General features: G+C 67.0%; 16 protein-coding genes. 6 read left to right on the forward strand and 10 right to left on the reverse strand.

Annotated elements, in window-relative coordinates:
* The first annotated feature begins 45 nt into the window (after positions 1-45).
* From gshA to gshB, 4 genes are all read left to right on the forward strand, one after another.
* Complete coding sequence (gene gshA, locus BLS74_RS25510) at positions 46-1344, forward strand: glutamate--cysteine ligase (protein WP_093109951.1); 1299 nt, start codon at positions 46-48, stop codon at positions 1342-1344.
* A gap of 156 nt (positions 1345-1500) precedes the next feature.
* The gene (locus tag BLS74_RS25515; RefSeq protein ID WP_093109952.1) at positions 1501-3369 is read left to right on the forward strand and encodes a potassium transporter Kup; all 1869 of its coding nucleotides are present in this window, start codon (positions 1501-1503) and stop codon (positions 3367-3369) included.
* A 17-nt stretch (positions 3370-3386) separates the two neighbouring features.
* The gene (locus tag BLS74_RS34540) at positions 3387-3551 is read left to right on the forward strand and encodes a hypothetical protein (RefSeq protein WP_170855703.1); all 165 of its coding nucleotides are present in this window, start codon (positions 3387-3389) and stop codon (positions 3549-3551) included.
* Positions 3551-4492: a glutathione synthase gene (gene gshB, locus BLS74_RS25520; protein WP_170855704.1), complete on the forward strand. Its 942-nt coding sequence runs from the start codon at positions 3551-3553 to the stop codon at positions 4490-4492. Before BLS74_RS34540 ends, gshB begins: the two co-directional genes overlap by 1 nt.
* Before the next feature lie 54 nt (positions 4493-4546).
* On the opposite strand, the gene BLS74_RS25525 is transcribed toward gshB, so the two are convergent.
* Together BLS74_RS25525 and BLS74_RS25530 are read right to left on the reverse strand one after the other, a co-directional pair.
* On the reverse strand, positions 4547-5311 hold the full coding sequence (locus BLS74_RS25525; RefSeq protein ID WP_093109954.1) for a class II glutamine amidotransferase: 765 nt from the start codon (positions 5309-5311) through the stop codon (positions 4547-4549).
* Between the two features lie 3 nt (positions 5312-5314).
* Positions 5315-6766 (reverse strand): MFS transporter, encoded by a 1452-nt coding sequence (locus tag BLS74_RS25530; RefSeq protein WP_093109955.1) that lies wholly within the window; start codon positions 6764-6766, stop codon positions 5315-5317.
* Positions 6767-6890: 124 nt separating this feature from the next.
* On the opposite strand from BLS74_RS25530, the gene BLS74_RS25535 reads away from it, so the two are divergent.
* Positions 6891-8186, forward strand: coding sequence for a zinc-binding metallopeptidase family protein (locus BLS74_RS25535; RefSeq protein ID WP_093109956.1), 1296 nt, complete (start codon positions 6891-6893; stop codon positions 8184-8186).
* On the opposite strand, the gene BLS74_RS25540 is transcribed toward BLS74_RS25535, so the two are convergent.
* The 8 genes from BLS74_RS25540 to BLS74_RS25575 all read right to left on the reverse strand — a co-directional run bounded on the left by BLS74_RS25540 (position 8122) and on the right by BLS74_RS25575 (position 13973).
* Positions 8122-8385 (reverse strand): cysteine-rich CWC family protein, encoded by a 264-nt coding sequence (locus BLS74_RS25540; protein ID WP_093109957.1) that lies wholly within the window; start codon positions 8383-8385, stop codon positions 8122-8124. The genes BLS74_RS25535 and BLS74_RS25540 overlap by 65 nt on opposite strands.
* A complete protein-coding gene (locus BLS74_RS25545) occupies positions 8382-9638 on the reverse strand; it encodes a 6-phosphofructokinase (RefSeq protein ID WP_093109958.1) in 1257 nt (418 codons plus the stop codon). Before BLS74_RS25545 ends, BLS74_RS25540 begins: the two co-directional genes overlap by 4 nt.
* 11 nt (positions 9639-9649) lie before the next feature.
* Entirely contained in the window at positions 9650-10039 is a 390-nt protein-coding gene (locus BLS74_RS25550) for a helix-turn-helix domain-containing protein (RefSeq protein ID WP_093109959.1), read from the reverse strand.
* A gap of 3 nt (positions 10040-10042) precedes the next feature.
* Complete coding sequence (locus BLS74_RS25555; RefSeq protein ID WP_093109960.1) at positions 10043-10345, reverse strand: type II toxin-antitoxin system HigB family toxin; 303 nt, start codon at positions 10343-10345, stop codon at positions 10043-10045.
* Between the two features lie 47 nt (positions 10346-10392).
* Positions 10393-11556 (reverse strand): acyl-CoA dehydrogenase family protein, encoded by a 1164-nt coding sequence (locus BLS74_RS25560; protein WP_093109961.1) that lies wholly within the window; start codon positions 11554-11556, stop codon positions 10393-10395.
* Positions 11553-12353, reverse strand: coding sequence for an enoyl-CoA hydratase-related protein (locus BLS74_RS25565; protein ID WP_093109962.1), 801 nt, complete (start codon positions 12351-12353; stop codon positions 11553-11555). The genes BLS74_RS25560 and BLS74_RS25565 overlap by 4 nt, the downstream gene beginning before the upstream one ends.
* Positions 12353-13531, reverse strand: coding sequence for an acetyl-CoA C-acetyltransferase (locus BLS74_RS25570; protein ID WP_093109963.1), 1179 nt, complete (start codon positions 13529-13531; stop codon positions 12353-12355). Before BLS74_RS25570 ends, BLS74_RS25565 begins: the two co-directional genes overlap by 1 nt.
* 124 nt (positions 13532-13655) lie before the next feature.
* Positions 13656-13973, reverse strand: a complete 318-nt coding sequence (locus BLS74_RS25575; protein ID WP_093109964.1) for a DUF2917 domain-containing protein — start codon at positions 13971-13973, stop codon at positions 13656-13658.
* An 82-nt stretch (positions 13974-14055) separates the two neighbouring features.
* On the opposite strand from BLS74_RS25575, the gene BLS74_RS25580 reads away from it, so the two are divergent.
* A complete protein-coding gene (locus tag BLS74_RS25580) occupies positions 14056-14988 on the forward strand; it encodes a LysR substrate-binding domain-containing protein (protein ID WP_093109965.1) in 933 nt (310 codons plus the stop codon).
* Positions 14989-14991: the final 3 nt, after the last annotated feature.

Genomic DNA, 14991 nt, shown 5'->3' on the forward strand with positions numbered 1-14991 from the left:
TCCACTCCACCTTTCGTCGCAGAACACGCATAACAAGGCCGTCGCATGGTTCCCCATCTCGTCACCGCCCTGACCGGCCCCATCAACGAACTCGAACAACGCGTTCTCGACTCCATGCCGGCCATCGAGCGCTGGTTCCGGCTCGAATGGATGGAGCACACGCCGCCCTTCTACAGCTCGGTCGATATCCGCAATGCCGGCTTCAAGCTGGCGCCGGTCGACACCACCCTCTACCCTGGCGGCTGGAACAACCTGACCGATGACATGCTGCCGCTGGCGGTGCAGGCCGCGCAGGCCGCGATCGAGAAGATCTGCCCCGAAGCTCGCAACCTGCTGGTGATCCCGGAAAACAATGCGCGCAGCACCTTCTACCTGGCCAACGTGGCCCGGCTGGTGCGGATTTTTCATATGGCGGGGCTCAATGTGCGCGTGGGCTCGATCGATCCGGCGATCAAGTCGCCCAAGAAGATCGAGTTGCCGAACGGCGAGACCGTGTGCCTGGAGCCCGTGGTGCGCGGCAAGCGGCGCCTGGGGCTCAAGCATTTCGACCCCTGCACCATCCTGCTCAACAACGACCTCGCGGCCGGCACGCCCGGCATCCTGGAAGACCTGCACGAGCAGTACCTGCTGCCGCCGCTGCATGCCGGCTGGTCGGTACGCCGCAAGAGCAACCACTTCCACAGCTACGAGGAAGTTTCCAAGCGCTTCGGCAAGCTGTTGGGCATCGACCCCTGGCTGATCAACCCGATGTACGCGCGCGCCGGCGGCGTCGATGTCGCCGAGGGCCAGGGGATGGACGTGCTGACCAGCCACGTGGACGCGCTGCTCACCAAGATCCGGCGCAAGTACAAGGAATACGGCATCAACGAGAAGCCCTTCGTGGTCGTCAAGGCCGACAACGGCGCCCATGGCATGGGTGTCATGACGGTGCGCGACGTCAAGGATCTCGAGGCCCTCGGCCGCAGGCCGCGCAACAACAAGACCGGCACCGCCAGCGAAGCCCAGGAGCCGGGCGAGGTGATCGTGCAGGAGGGCGTGCTGACCAACGAGCGCGTGCACAACGGCGTCGCCGAGCCGGTGGTCTACATGATGGACCGCTACGTGGTCGGCGGCTTCTACCGGGTGCATGCCGAGCGCAGCCCCGACGAGAACCTCAACCTGCCGGGCGCGAGCTTCGTGCCCTTGGCATTTTCGGAGAGTGCGCACTTACCGCAACCGGGCGCCAAGCCCGGCGCGAGCGCCCCGAATCGCTTCTACATGTACGGCGTGATCGGACGGCTGGCCATGGTGGCGGCCAGCTACGAGCTCGAGGCGACCGATCCGGACGCCGAAATCTACGAATGATTTCGTAGTACGTGTTGCGGGGCCTTCCGGCGGCGGCAAAATAGCGACCCCACAGCAACGCAAACAAGAGGGCGGAAGGCGACGCGGCGGCTGCACCCAGCTGCCCAGGCGCCCGGGCGTGCAGCGTCATGCCGGACACCCTTTTTCATCGACTCCGTGTCCCCCACCAAATCTTCCTCTGCCGCGCTGATCCTTGCGGCCATCGGTGTCGTCTATGGCGACATCGGCACCAGCGTTCTGTATGCGGTCAAGGAGGTGTTCGGCCACGGCCACGTTCCCTTCACGGTCGAGAACGTCTACGGCATCCTGTCGATGTTCTTCTGGACCTTGACGGTGATCGTCTCGCTCAAGTACGTGGTGCTGGTCCTGCGGGCCGACAACGAGGGCGAGGGCGGCCTGGTCGCGATGCTGGCACTGGCCTCGCAGGCGGTGGTCGACAAGCCCCGCCTGCGCCACGTGCTGCTGATGGTCGGCATCTTCGGCACCTCGCTCTTCTATGGCGACGGCGTCATCACGCCGGCCATCTCGGTGCTGTCGGCGGTCGAGGGCCTGGAGGTGGTGTCGCCGCACTTCAAGCACTACGTGATCCCGATCACGCTGGTCGTGCTGTTCTGCCTGTTCGCGCTCCAGAAGCACGGCACCACGGGCATCGGCCGCTACTTCGGCCCGATCACGCTGGTCTGGTTCTTCGCGATCGCGCTGCTGGGCGTGTGGCAGATCCTCGCCCATCCTGAAATCCTCAAGGCCATGAGCCCGCACTATGCGCTGCGCTTCATGTGGGACAACCCCGGCACCAGCTTCATCATCCTGGGTGCGACCGTGCTGTGCGTGACCGGTGCCGAGGCGCTCTACGCCGACCTCGGCCACTTCGGCAAGCGGCCGATCCGCGTCGCCTGGTTCTCGGTCGTGATGCCGGCGCTCACGCTCAACTACTTCGGCCAGGGCGCGCTGCTGCTGGAGAACCCGTCGGCGGTGAAGAATCCCTTCTACATGATGGCGCCCGAATGGGCCCTGATACCGCTGGTGCTGCTCGCCACCGCCGCCACGGTGATCGCGTCGCAGGCGCTCATCACCGGCGCCTTCAGCGTCACGCGGCAGGTGATCCAGCTCGGTTACCTGCCGCGCCTGAACATCGAGCACACCAGCGTGCGCACCGCGGGGCAGATCTACATTCCCTTCGTCAACTGGGGGCTGTTCGTCGCGATCGTGCTGGCGGTGGTCATGTTCCGCTCGTCGAGCAACCTGGCCGCGGCCTACGGCATCGCCGTGACCACCGACATGCTGATCACCACGGTGCTGACTTTCTTCGTGATCCGCTATGCCTGGAAGTACCCGTTGTGGCTGTGCATCGCCGCGACCGGCTGGTTCTTCGTGGTCGACTTCCTGTTCTTCGCCTCCAACCTGTTGAAGCTGTTCGAAGGCGGCTGGTTCCCGCTCCTGATCGGCGGGTCCATCTTCATGCTGATGCTGACCTGGAAGGAAGGCCGGCGCCTCATGGGCCAGATGCAGTTGGCCGAAGCCATCGACCTGCGCGGTTTCCTCGATTCGGTGTTCGTCAATCCGCCGGCGCGCGTCGACGGCACCGCGGTGTTCATGACCGCGGAGCCGGGCGTGGTGCCCAATGCGCTGCTGCACAACCTCAAGCACAACAAGGTGATGCACGAGCAGAACCTGTTCGTCACCGTGCGCAGCCACGAAGTGCCGTGGATTCCGATGGACAAGCGCATCGAGATGGAGCCGCTCGGGCATCACTGCTGGCAGGTGGTGGTGCACTACGGCTTCAAGAACGACGTCGACCTGCCGCGCGCGCTGGAGCATGCGCGGCTGCGCGGCTGCCAGCTCGAGCCCATGACGACCAGCTACTTTCTCTCGCGCGACGTGGTGATCCCCACGCTCGGCAGCGGCATGGCGCCCTGGCGCGAGAAGCTCTTCGCGCAGATGCACCACAACGCGAGCGGGGCGGCGGGCTTCCTCGGGCTGCCGAACAACGCGGTGGTCGAGCTGGGCTCGAAGATCGAGATCTAGGGCGTCGAGGTCCGTCGATGCGATTCTTCAAGGACCTGAGCCTCTCGGCCATCCAGCAGCTCGGCTGCGGCAAACCCTTCGCCGGCAAGGACATCGCAGCTGCCTGCAAGATCAAGCAAGACGCACGGGCCGCTTCTGCCGAAGCCGCCCCTTCCTCATCGATCGCCGGAAAGACATCCTGATGCACATTCTTTTCATCGCTGACCCGCTCGAGCAGTTCAAGATCTACAAGGACACCACCTTCTCGATGATGCGAGAGGCGCAGCGCCGCGGCTACACGCTCTCGGCCTGCGAGCCGCGGCACCTGAACTGGCAGCGCGGCCGGCCGGTCACCGCCAGGGCGCGCGAGATCGTGCTGACCGGCGAGCAGGCATGGTTCCGCGAAGAGGCCGTGATCGAACGCCCGCTGCACGCCTTCGACGTGGTGCTGATGCGCAAGGACCCGCCCTTCGACGCCGAGTACATCTACGCCACTCACCTGCTCGAACAGGGCGAGCGCGAAGGCGCGCGCGTCGTCAACCGGCCGCGCGCGCTGCGCGACCATCCCGAGAAGCTCGCGATCATGGAGTTCGCCGAGTACACGACGCCCACGCTGGTCACGCGCGATCCGGCCGCGGTGCGCGCCTTCCATGCCGAGCACCAGGACATCATCCTGAAGCCGCTCGACGGCATGGGCGGCATGGGCATCTTCCGCGTCAAGGCCGACGGGCTGAACCTCGGCTCGATCGTCGAGACGCTCAACAAGAACGGCGCCGAAACCATCATGGTGCAGCGCTTCGTGCCCGAGATCGCGCAGGGCGACAAGCGCATCCTCGTGATCGGCGGCCAGGCCGTGCCGCACAGCCTGGCGCGCATTCCGCAGGGCACCGAGGTGCGCGGCAACCTCGCGGCCGGCGGCAAGGGCGTGGCGCAGCCGCTGACCGACCAGGACCGGCGCATCGCCGAAGCGATCGGACCGGTGCTCAACGAACGCGGGCTGCTCCTGATCGGGCTCGACGTGATCGGCGGCTCGCTGACCGAGATCAACGTGACCAGCCCGACCTGCTTCCAGGAAATCACCGAGCAGACCGGCTTCGACGTGCCGGCGATGTTCATCGATGCGTTGGAGGCGTACCTCCGCTAGCGCCTGGCCCGGCGCGCGCACCGCCTCGGCGAAGCCCGTGCGCGGCGCCCGAATTCAGCTGGCGCGCTGGCCGTCGACGAACACCGCGAGCTCGTTGGGCGCGAAGGCGGTCCAGGTCTCGTTGGTGGTCAGGGGCGCCGTCACCACCACCGCCACCCGGTCATTCGGCGTGGTGTGCTGCGCAAAGTCGATGCTGAGGTCTTCGTCCGACAGCTCGGCCGTCACGAAAGGATGGCGCCGCTCGATGTACCAGAGGTTCGTCGAGGCGTGGGACCAGAGCGCCTGCCCGTTCGAGAGCATGAAGTTGAAGGTGCCGTGGCGCGCGACGCGCGGCGCCAGCTCGCGCAGCGTGAGCGTCAGTTCCTCGACGCTCGGCACGTCGGCGTGCGACTTGGCCATCTCCTGCATGATCCAGCAGAAGGCGTGCTCGCTGTCGGTATTGCCCACGGGATGAAAGTTGCCGTGCAGCCGCGGCCTGAAGTCCTTCAGGTCGCCGTTGTGCGCGAACACCCAGTAGCGGCCCCACAGCTCGCGCACGAAGGGGTGGCAGTTCTGCAGGTTCACCGCGCCCTGCGTGGCCTTGCGGATGTGCGCGATGACGTTGCGGCTCTGGATCGGGTAGCGCCGGATCAGCTCGGCCACCGGCGACTCGCAGGCCGGCTGGTGGTCGACGAAATGCCTGAGGCCGCGGTCCTCGAAGAAGGCGATGCCCCAGCCGTCGGCATGGTGGTCGGTGCGCCCGCCGCGCTGCGCGAAGCCCGTGAAGCTGAATGTCACGTCGGTCGGCGTGTTGCAGTTCATTCCGAGCAGTTGGCACATGGGTCAATTAGAGCGCTTTTCGCGCAACTGCCAGGCCGCGCAGATCGCCAGCGCGCAGAGGCCGGCCAGCATCGCGAACACCTCGTTGAAGGCCGCCAGCCGCGCCGGGCTGGTGGCCGTGTTGACCAGCGAATCGCCATGCACGGCCAGCCGCCATTCGAGCACGATCGCGCACAGGCTCACGCCGGCCGCGCCGCCCAACATGCGCAGGAAGTTGATTGCGCTCGCGCCCTGCGGAATCAGCGGCTTGGCGAGCGGGCGCATCGAGCCCAGGTTGAGCGAGGGCAGGATGAAGCCCAGCCCGACGCGGCCGATGATCGCGAAGGCCACCAGCAGCCAGAGCGCGCTGTCGAGCCGCAGCAACAGCATCAGCGCGAAGGAGACGGCCAAGAGCGCGAGCCCGGTGCACACCAGGAGCCAGGTCGGATGCCGGTCCGCGAGCCGGCCGACACCGGCAATGGTGAAGGCGAGCACGATGCCGGCCGGCAGCAGGATGGTGCCGACGTGCGAAGCCGAAAGCTGCAACCCGACCTGCATGTAGACCGGCAGCAGGTAGGTCGAGCCGAACAGCGCCGTGCCGTAGATGAAGGCGACCACGCTGCCCATCGCGAACTGCCGGTACTGGAACAGCGCCAGGTTCATCAGCGGCGTGCCGCCCGCGGCCGCGAGCCGCCGCTGCCAGCCGACGAAGGCGCCGAAGGCCACGACCGCGCCGACGAGCAGCGCCGCGGCCTGCAGCGGCGCGTCGCCGCGCAGTTCGACCAGCCCGTTCAGCAGGCACAAGGTGCCGGCGGTGCCCAGCGCGAGGCCGCCCCAGTCGAGCCCGCCGCTGCGCGCCGCCACCACGCCGCCGGGCGCCGTGGTCGGCACGAACTTGTAGGCCAGCCAGATCGAGGCGATGCAGAAAGGCACCACCATGAAGAAGATCGAGCGCCAGCCGAACAGGTCGACCAGCACGCCGCCGATGCTGGGGCCGATGGCCGGCGCCAGCACCACGCCCATGCCGAAGATGCCGGTTGCGCGGCCCTGCTCGTGGGGCTCGAAGGCGCGCAGGATGATGATGGCCGGGATCGGCTGCACCACGCCGGCCGCCAGGCCCTCGGCGACCCGCGCGATCAGCACCAGCGGGAAGTGGTTGGCCAGCCCGCCCGCGACGCCGCCGAGCAGCAGCAGCACCATGGTGCCGACATAGGTGCGGCGGTAGCCGTAGCGCGCGAGCAGCCAGGGCGTGGTCAACATCGACACCGTCATCGCGACCATGAAGCCCGAGCTGACCCACTGCGCGCGCTCCTGGCCCAGCGCGAAGTGGTGGCTCATGCCCGGGATCGCCACGTTGACGATGGTCGAGGACATGATCGATGCCATCACGCCCACCATCACGGAAAAGAGCAGCAGCCAGCGGTAGCGGGGCCCATAGCGGCTGCTGAGGGATTGCGGCGGGAGCGTCGAGGTCATCGGGGGAGGCAGCCTGTTCGGGCCGTCCTACAAGGATATCGGGGTTTGCGCGCCGGTCCTGGCGCAGAGGCAGCCTTCACAATGGTCCGGCTGTCCCGCACGAAATCCAAAAGAACACAGAGCCATGGAATCCCCTACCCCCGACGACAGCGGCCCCGCCGTCGAAGCCGAAGCCGCGCCCTCGCTCGCGGCCGAGCTCCAGGCGCCCACCGTCACCCGTGCCTACCAGTGCCAGTGCGGCCGCCCCGTGTTCCTGCGCAACAGCCAGTGCCTGGCCTGCCATACGCCGCTCGGCTTCGTGATCGAAAGCCTGGGCGTGGTGCCGCTCGCGCCCGCAACGTTTGAAGGCGCCGAGCCCGACACCTTCACCGTCTTCGGCGATGCCGGGGGCAAGACTTACCGCCGCTGCGCCAACCTGATGACCCCGGCCGCCTGCAACTGGATGGTGCCCGCGCCGCGCGAAGGTGACGACCCGGCCTTCCACACCGATGGCCTGGTGCCCGGCCTTTGTCTGTCATGCAGCGTCACGCGCACCATCCCCGACCTGTCGATCGAGAGCAATGGCGAACTGTGGCGCAAGCTCGAACTCTCCAAGCGCCGGCTGATCTCGCAACTGCTGGCGCTGGGCCTGCCGGTCGTCACGCGGCTGACCGATCCGGTGCACGGCCTGGCCTTCGACTTCCTGAGCAACATGCCGGGCGGCCCGCATGTGATGACCGGCCACGAGATGGGCCTGATCACGCTCAACGCCGAAGAGGCCGAGGACGCAGTGCGCGAGCGCATCCGTGCCGAGATGCGCGAACCCTACCGCACGCTGGTCGGCCATTTCCGCCACGAGATCGGCCACTACTACTGGGACCTGCTGGTCTTCCCGACGCCGTGGCTCGACAGCTTTCGCGAGCTCTTCGGCGACGAGCGGGCCGACTACGCGACGGCGCTGCGCAACCACTACGACAACGGCCCGCCGCCCGACTGGGCGAACCGCTACGTCACGAGCTATGCAAGCGCGCATCCATGGGAAGACTGGGCCGAAACCTGGGCCCATTACCTGCACATGGCCGACACGGCGGACACGGCGAAGAGCTTCGGCGTCGATGCGCAGAACGTCGAAGTCACCAGCGACCTGTTCGAGCTCTCGGATCTCTGGCAGCCCGAACATCCCGGAGCGGCGAATTTCCTCGACTTCCTCAACGGCTGGGTGCGCCTCACCAATGTGCTCAACGAGCTGTCGCGCAGCATGGGCCAGCCCGACTACTACCCCTTCGTGCTGCCGCACGTGGCCGTAGGCAAGCTGCAGTTCATCCACGAGGTGATCGCCGAAGAGCGGGAGCGCGGCCGGCAGCCGCCGGCGCCCGTCAATCCTGAACCGCCGGCGCAGGAGCAGGATCAGCAGCAGTCGCAGCAACAGCGGCTGCAGTAGCGCAGCGCGCGCAGATGCAGGCGAGGCCGCGCATCTCTGCAGGGACGCGCGCGAGCACGGCGCGGTCGAAGTCGGTTTGCATGCACCAGCAAGGCGGCTGCACTTGGCCGGTCTCGCGCTCGATCTCCATCGCGCAGCGGTTCGCCTCGCCGCACAGAGGGCAACGCGAAGGATCGGGCCGTGCAGCTGCGGCGTTCATTTGGCGATCTCGAAGGCCGGCAGCTTCTTCGCGACCACGTGGTTCTGCAGCGTCACGTAGACCGGCAGCCCGTCGCGGTAGGCCGGATAGTCCTCGCCCTGGATCAGCGGCAGCAGGTAGCTGCGGCACTTGTCGGTGATGCCGTAGCCGTCGGCCGAGATGAAGTCGCGCGGCATGAACTTCTCGGTGTTGGCCACCTGGTCGAGCGGCGCGCTGCCGATGCGGTAGGCATAGGGCGAGTCGGAGGTCCGATCGATGGTCGGCATCACCGAGTTCTTGCCTTCGAGTGCCAGCTCGACCGCGCGCTGCCCGAGCTCATAGGCCTGCCGCGCGTCGGTGGCCGAGGCGATGTGGCGCGCCGAGCGCTGCAGATAGTCGGCCACCGCCCAGTGGAATTTGTAGTCCAGCGCCTCCTTGACCATCTGCGCCACCACCGGCGCCGCGCCGCCGAGCTGCGCATGGCCGAAGGCATCCTTGGTGCCCTGCTCGGCGAGGAAGGTGCCGTCGGGATGGTGGCAGCCTTCCGACACCACCACCGTGCAATAGCCATGGTGCTTGACCAGCGCATCGACGCGCGCCAGGAAGGCCGGCTGGTCGAAGGGAATCTCGGGGAACAGGATCACGACAGGAATGCCGTGGTCCGCCGCCAGGCCGCCGGCCGCCGCGATCCAGCCCGCGTGGCGGCCCATCACCTCGAGCACGAACACCTTGGTGGAGGTGGCGGCCATCGAGCGCACGTCCAGCGAGGCTTCGAGCGTGGACACCGCCACGTACTTCGCGACCGAGCCGAAGCCCGGGCAGCAGTCGGTGAGCGGCAGGTCGTTGTCGATGGTCTTCGGCACATGGATCGCCTGCAGCGGGTAGCCGAGCGAAGCGGACAGCTGGCTCACCTTGAAGCAGGTGTCGGCCGAATCGCCGCCGCCGTTGTAGAAGAAGTAGCCGATGCCGTGCGCCTTGAAGACCTCGATCAAGCGCTCGTACTCGCGCCGGTTCTTTTCCAGCGACTTGAGCTTGTAGCGGCAGGAACCGAAGGCGCCCGCGGGCGTGGAGCGCAGCGCCGCGATCGCCTCGGCCGACTCCAGGCTGGTATCGATCAGCTCCTCGGCGAGCGCGCCGAGAATGCCGTTGCGTCCGGCGTAGACGGTGCCGATTCGATCGGCGTGCCGGCGCGCCGTTTCGATCACGCCGCAGGCCGAGGCGTTGATGACCGAAGTGACGCCGCCGGACTGGGCATAGAAGGCATTGGTGGGCATGACGCGGGCTCCTATGCGGCAAGCGAGAACTTGTCGTCGTTTTCGGTTTGGATCAATACCTCAGCTGGAATGCCGAGCCCCTTGTGGATTCGACGAATCATCCTCAAGGTCAAGGGACGTTTGTGATTGAGGACTTCGTACACGCGATTCAACTGCCCGATGAAAGGCTCAAGATCCTTCGCCGAGAGGCCCTGCTGCTCCATTCGGAACTTGATCGCCTCGATCGCGTCCGGCGGGTCGATCGGGTGATTTTTCGATTCATAGCTCTGGATCAATGCCAGCAACACTTCGAAGCGATCGGCGTCCTCCGTGCCCGGCGCCGGCTCCTGATCGAAGTACGGCGACACCGCCTTCAGTGTGGCCTTGTAATCAGCTTCGGTTCGGATGGGTCGGATGTCCATGGACTACTCCACTTCAATAGGTTGGGCATCGATTCGGTCATATTCCGAATGCGTGCCGATGAATTTGACGCAAACGGCCTCGTATCTGTAAGCGATTGCAGCGATAAGGCGGTAGTCATTGCCCTTGATGTTGAAAACGACCCGGTTGCTTCCAACAAAGCGAGCACTGCGATAGCGGTCCTTGATGTCCTGCGGTGTCTTCCAAACTGCCGCCTTGGTCTCTTCATGCCAAGCCTTCAACGGCTGTTCCGAGGCGGGGTGGCGCACCCAAAAGTCCCTCAAGTACTTCACCGAAATGATCCGCATCGCGGTCAAGTTTAGTCCCAAATTGGGACTAAAACAAGCGCTTCCCCTCAGCGCCCCGGCAACCCCATCGCCCGCGTGATCACCTCTTTCATGATCTCGTTGGTGCCGCCATAGATGCGCTGCACCCGCGCATCGGCGTAGGCGCGCGTCACCGGGTACTCCCACATGTAGCCGTAGCCGCCGTGCAGTTGCACGCACTCGTCCATCACCTTGCACTGCAGGTCGGTGGTCCAGTACTTGGCCATGCTCGCGGTCGCGGTGTCGAGTTTTTCCTGCATCAGGAGCTCGATGCACTTGTCGACGAAGACCTGCGCTACCTGCACCTCGGTCTGCAGCTCGGCCAGCGTGTAGCGCGTGTTCTGATACGCCGCCACGGGCTGGCCGAAGACCTTGCGCTCCTTCACATAGGCCACGGTGTGCTCGATCGCGGCCTGCGCAGCGGCCACCGCGCTGATCGCGATCTGCAGCCGCTCCCACGGCAGTTGCTCCATCAGGCAGACGAAGCCGCGGTTCTCCTGCGCGGCGCCGCCGAGCAGCGCCTCGGCCGGCAGGCGCACGTCGTTGAAGAAGAGCTCCGAGGTGTCCTGCGCCTTCAGGCCCAGCTTCTTGAGACGCTGGCCCTTTTCGAAGCCAGCCATGCCGCGCTCCACCAGGAACAGGCTGGTGCCCTTGGCGCCGCCTGCGGGGTCGGTCTTGGCGACCACGATCACGAGGTCCGCATGCCAGCCGTTGGTGATGAAGGTCTTGCTGCCGTTCATCAGGTAGCTGCCGTCGGGCTGCTGGATGGCGGTGGTGCGCACGGCCTGCAGGTCGCTGCCGGCGGCCGGCTCGCTCATCGCAATGGCGCCGATCATCTCGCCGCTCGCGAGCTTCGGCAGGTAGTTCTTCTTCTGTGCCTCGGTGCCGTAGCGCAGGATGTAGGGCGCCACGATCTCGCTGTGCAGCCCGAAGCCGATGCCGGTGAAGCCGCGCGCCCAGAGCTCCTCGAACTGGATCACCGAATAGAGCAGGTCGGCGCCCGCACCGCCGTATTCGTCGGGCAGCGCCATGCAGAGAAAGCCGTTCGCGCCGGCCTTGTTCCAGACCTCGCGCGCGACGTAGCCCTGCTCTTCCCAGGCCTCGTGGAAAGGCGCGATCTCCCTGTCCATGAAGCGGCGGAAGCTGTCGCGGAAGGCTTCGTGGTCGGGGCCGAAGAGGGTGCGTTCGATCATGACTCGCGGCCCGGAAAGGTGGGTGCACGTTTCTGCAGGAAGGCGCTCACGCCCTCGCCGAATTCGGGCCGGTTCAGGAGCTCGCGCTGGCGTTCGCTTTCGTAGCGCAGCTGCTCCGGCAGCGTATGCCGCGCCGAGGCCTCGAAGGCCTTGCGCGCTTCGAGCACCGCATGCGCGGGCAGGCGCGCCAGGCGCTCGGCGATCTGCTGCGCTTCGAGCAGCAGCAGATCGTCCTCGACGCAGGCCCAGATCAGGCCCCACTGCGCCGCGCGTTCCGCCGGCAGCCGCTCGTCGAGCAGGCTCATGCCCATCGCGTGCGCCGGGCCCACGAGGCGCGGGATGAACCAGGTGCAGCCCAGGTCGGGCACGATGCCCAGCTTGGGCAGGAAGGAGAGGTAGAAGTAGGCGCTCTTCGCCGCGAGGGTCACATCGCCCGCGAGCGCGAGGCCGACCCCGGCGCCCGCCGCGGCGCCGTTGACCGCGCACACCACCGGCACCGGCAGCGCGCGCATCTCCTCGATCAGCGGGTTGCTGACCGATTGCATCCATTTCGCCGTCTGATCGCCGAGCGTCTCGCCGGCTTCGGGCGCGCGCATCGCGCTCAGGTCCGCGCCCACGCAGAAGGCCTTGCCGGCGCCGGTGAGCACGACGGCGCGCACGCTGCGGTCCTCGCGCACGCGGGCGAAGGCCCCACGCAGTTCGTGCTGAAGGTCGAGCGCGATCGGGTTGAGCTTGTGTGGAAGGTTCAGCGTCAGCGTCGCTACGCTGTTTTCAAGATCCCAGAGAACGGTCGACATCAGAGTCTTTCGATGATCGTCACGTTGGCCATCCCGCCGCCCTCGCACATGGTCTGCAGCCCATAGCGCTTGCCGCGCTGTCCGAGCGCATGGATCAGCGTGGTCATGAGCTTGGTGCCCGAGGCGCCCAGCGGGTGGCCGAGCGCGATCGCGCCCCCGTTCACGTTGAGCTTCGCCGGGTCGGCGCCCAGGGTCTGCAGCCAGGCCAGCGGCACCGGCGCGAAGGCCTCGTTGACTTCGTAGAGATCGATGTCCTCGATCTTCATGCCGGCCTTCTTGAGCGCACGCGCGGTCGCGGGGATCGGCGCCTCCAGCATGATCACCGGGTCGTGGCCCAGCACGCTCATGTGGTGGATGCGTGCCAGGGGCTTCACGCCCAGTGATTTCAGGCCGCGCTCGTTGACCACCAGCAGCGCGCTCGCGCCGTCGCAGATCTGGCTTGCGGTGGCTGCGGTGCAGCGGCCGCCTTCGGCGATCAGCTTCACGCCCGCAATTGCTTCCAGCGTGGCATCGAAGCGGATGCCTTCGTCGATCGTGTGCATCTCGCCCGAGGCCGAGCCGTCGGCCAGCCGGATCTCGACGGGCAAGATTTCGTCCTTGAACAAGGCTTCGCGGGTCGCGGCGATCGCGCGGCGGTGGCTCTCCAGCGCATAGCGGTCGAGCGCATCCTTATCGATCCCGTACTTCTTCGCGATCATCTCCGCGCCGACGAACTGGCTGAACTCCACGCCCGGGTAGCGCCGCTGCATCCCGGGGCTGGCGTAGGTCCCGAGCCCCGCCTTGGCCGGCAGCGAATTGGGCGTGAACATCGGCACGCGCGTCATGCTCTCGACGCCGCCCGCGATCACCGCATCCATGCTGCCCGCCATCACGGCCTGCGCCGCGAAGTGCAGCGCCTGCTGCGAGGAGCCGCATTGGCGGTCGACCGAGGTGCCCGGCACCGATTCGGGCAGCTTCGAGGCCAGCACCGCATTGCGCGCCACATTGCTCGCCTGCTCGCCGACCTGGCTCACGCAGCCGAGGATCAGGTCCTCCACCGCGGCCGGGTCGATGCCGCTTTTCGCCACCAGCGCGTCGAGCACCTGCGCCGCCAGATCCGCCGGATGCCAGCCCGCGAGCTTGCCGCCGCGGCGGCCGCCTGCGGTGCGCGCGGCGGCCACGATGTATGCCTCTGCCATGTGAATTCCTTAGAAGAAAGTCGATGGCCGGCGCCTCCCAAGCAAAACGCCGTCCCGAGGGACGGCGTGCATCGGTGCATCCAGGGCCACGAGCGTCGATAGTTCTACGCTCGGGCCCCCATGGTCAAGCCGGGGACATCCCGTGGGGCCGGAGTCGCCAAGGCGACCGTTCGCGCGACTTGGCCGAATGTGCCGGCAGCGCCGCCGGCCGCGAGCCGGAGACGGTGATGCACGACGGCTCCAGCGCCGACACCAGCATGCGCCGGTGCGAATCGCCTTCGAAGCGCTCGCCGGGCTCCAGCACCACGTCGCGCGGATCGTTGTCGAGCGTGACCCAGACGGTGCCGCTGCGGCACTCGATGCCGACGCCGGCTGCGTCGGGCAGGGTGAAGATGGCGCGCTTCGCCAGGCTCAGGTGGAAGCGGCTGGTGTCGGTTGTCATGGCGGACTCCTTTGCATTCGGTATGAGAATGAATATAGTGAGTGAGTCCCCGTACGTCACACGGTCATCCGGAACTCGTTGCATGCGTGCTGAGAATGCGAAACTCTTTTCCGCCGCGGCCGACCTGCCGCCCCTGGAGCTGCTGCGCAGCTTCGAGGCGGCGGCGCGCACGCTGAGCTTCACCCAGGCGGCCGGCGAGCTTTTTCTCACCCAGTCGGCAGTCAGCCGCCAGATCCAGCAGCTGGAAGCCAGCCTCGGTGTGCTGCTGTTCGAGCGCCGCCATCGAGCGCTGGCGCTGACGGAGGCCGGCGGCGTATTGCAGCGCGCCGTGGTCGAAAGCCTGGAGCGGCTGCGCGACGCCACCGCGCGCCTGCGCGCCGCGCCGGCGCCGCGCCAGGTCGCGATCACCTGTACGCCGGGCTTCGCGTCCTTCTGGCTCATCCCGCGCCTGGCGCGCTTCACGGCCAACCATCCGCTGGTCGACGTGCGGCTCTCGGCCACGCTCGAGGTGCTCGACCTGGAGCGCAGCCGTCTCGACATCGCGGTGCGCTTCGTGCCGATCGAACGCGGCGCCGGGCCGGCGCTGTTCGAGGAGTCGGTGATGCCCCTGTGCGCGCCGCAGGTGGCCGCCCTGCTGCGGGTGCCGGACGATCTGGCGGACCAGACCTTGCTGACCATCGAGATGCCGAAGCACAGCGAGGCGCCCACTGTCGATTGGGAACCCTGGTTCGAGGTGATGGGCCTGCCCGAACTGCGCATGAAGAACACCATGCGCTTCACCCAGTACACCGACGCGGTGGCGGCCGCCGTGGCTGGGCAGGGCGTGGTGATCGGCCGCCTGCCGCTGTTGCGCGAGCTGGTGCAGAGCGGGCAGTTGGTGGCGCCCTTCAGCGAAGGCGCTGCATCGCGTCGCGCCTACTTCATCGAGAGTTCGCGCCGCGCGGCCGGCAATGCCGACGCGCAAGATTTCGTGCGCTGGCTGCGCGCCGAGGCCGAGGCGGCGCAGCGCGCTTGAGCT

The sequence above is a fragment of the Variovorax sp. CF079 genome (assembly GCF_900101545.1).
In the GTDB taxonomy this organism is placed as follows: Bacteria; Pseudomonadota; Gammaproteobacteria; order Burkholderiales; family Burkholderiaceae_C; genus Variovorax.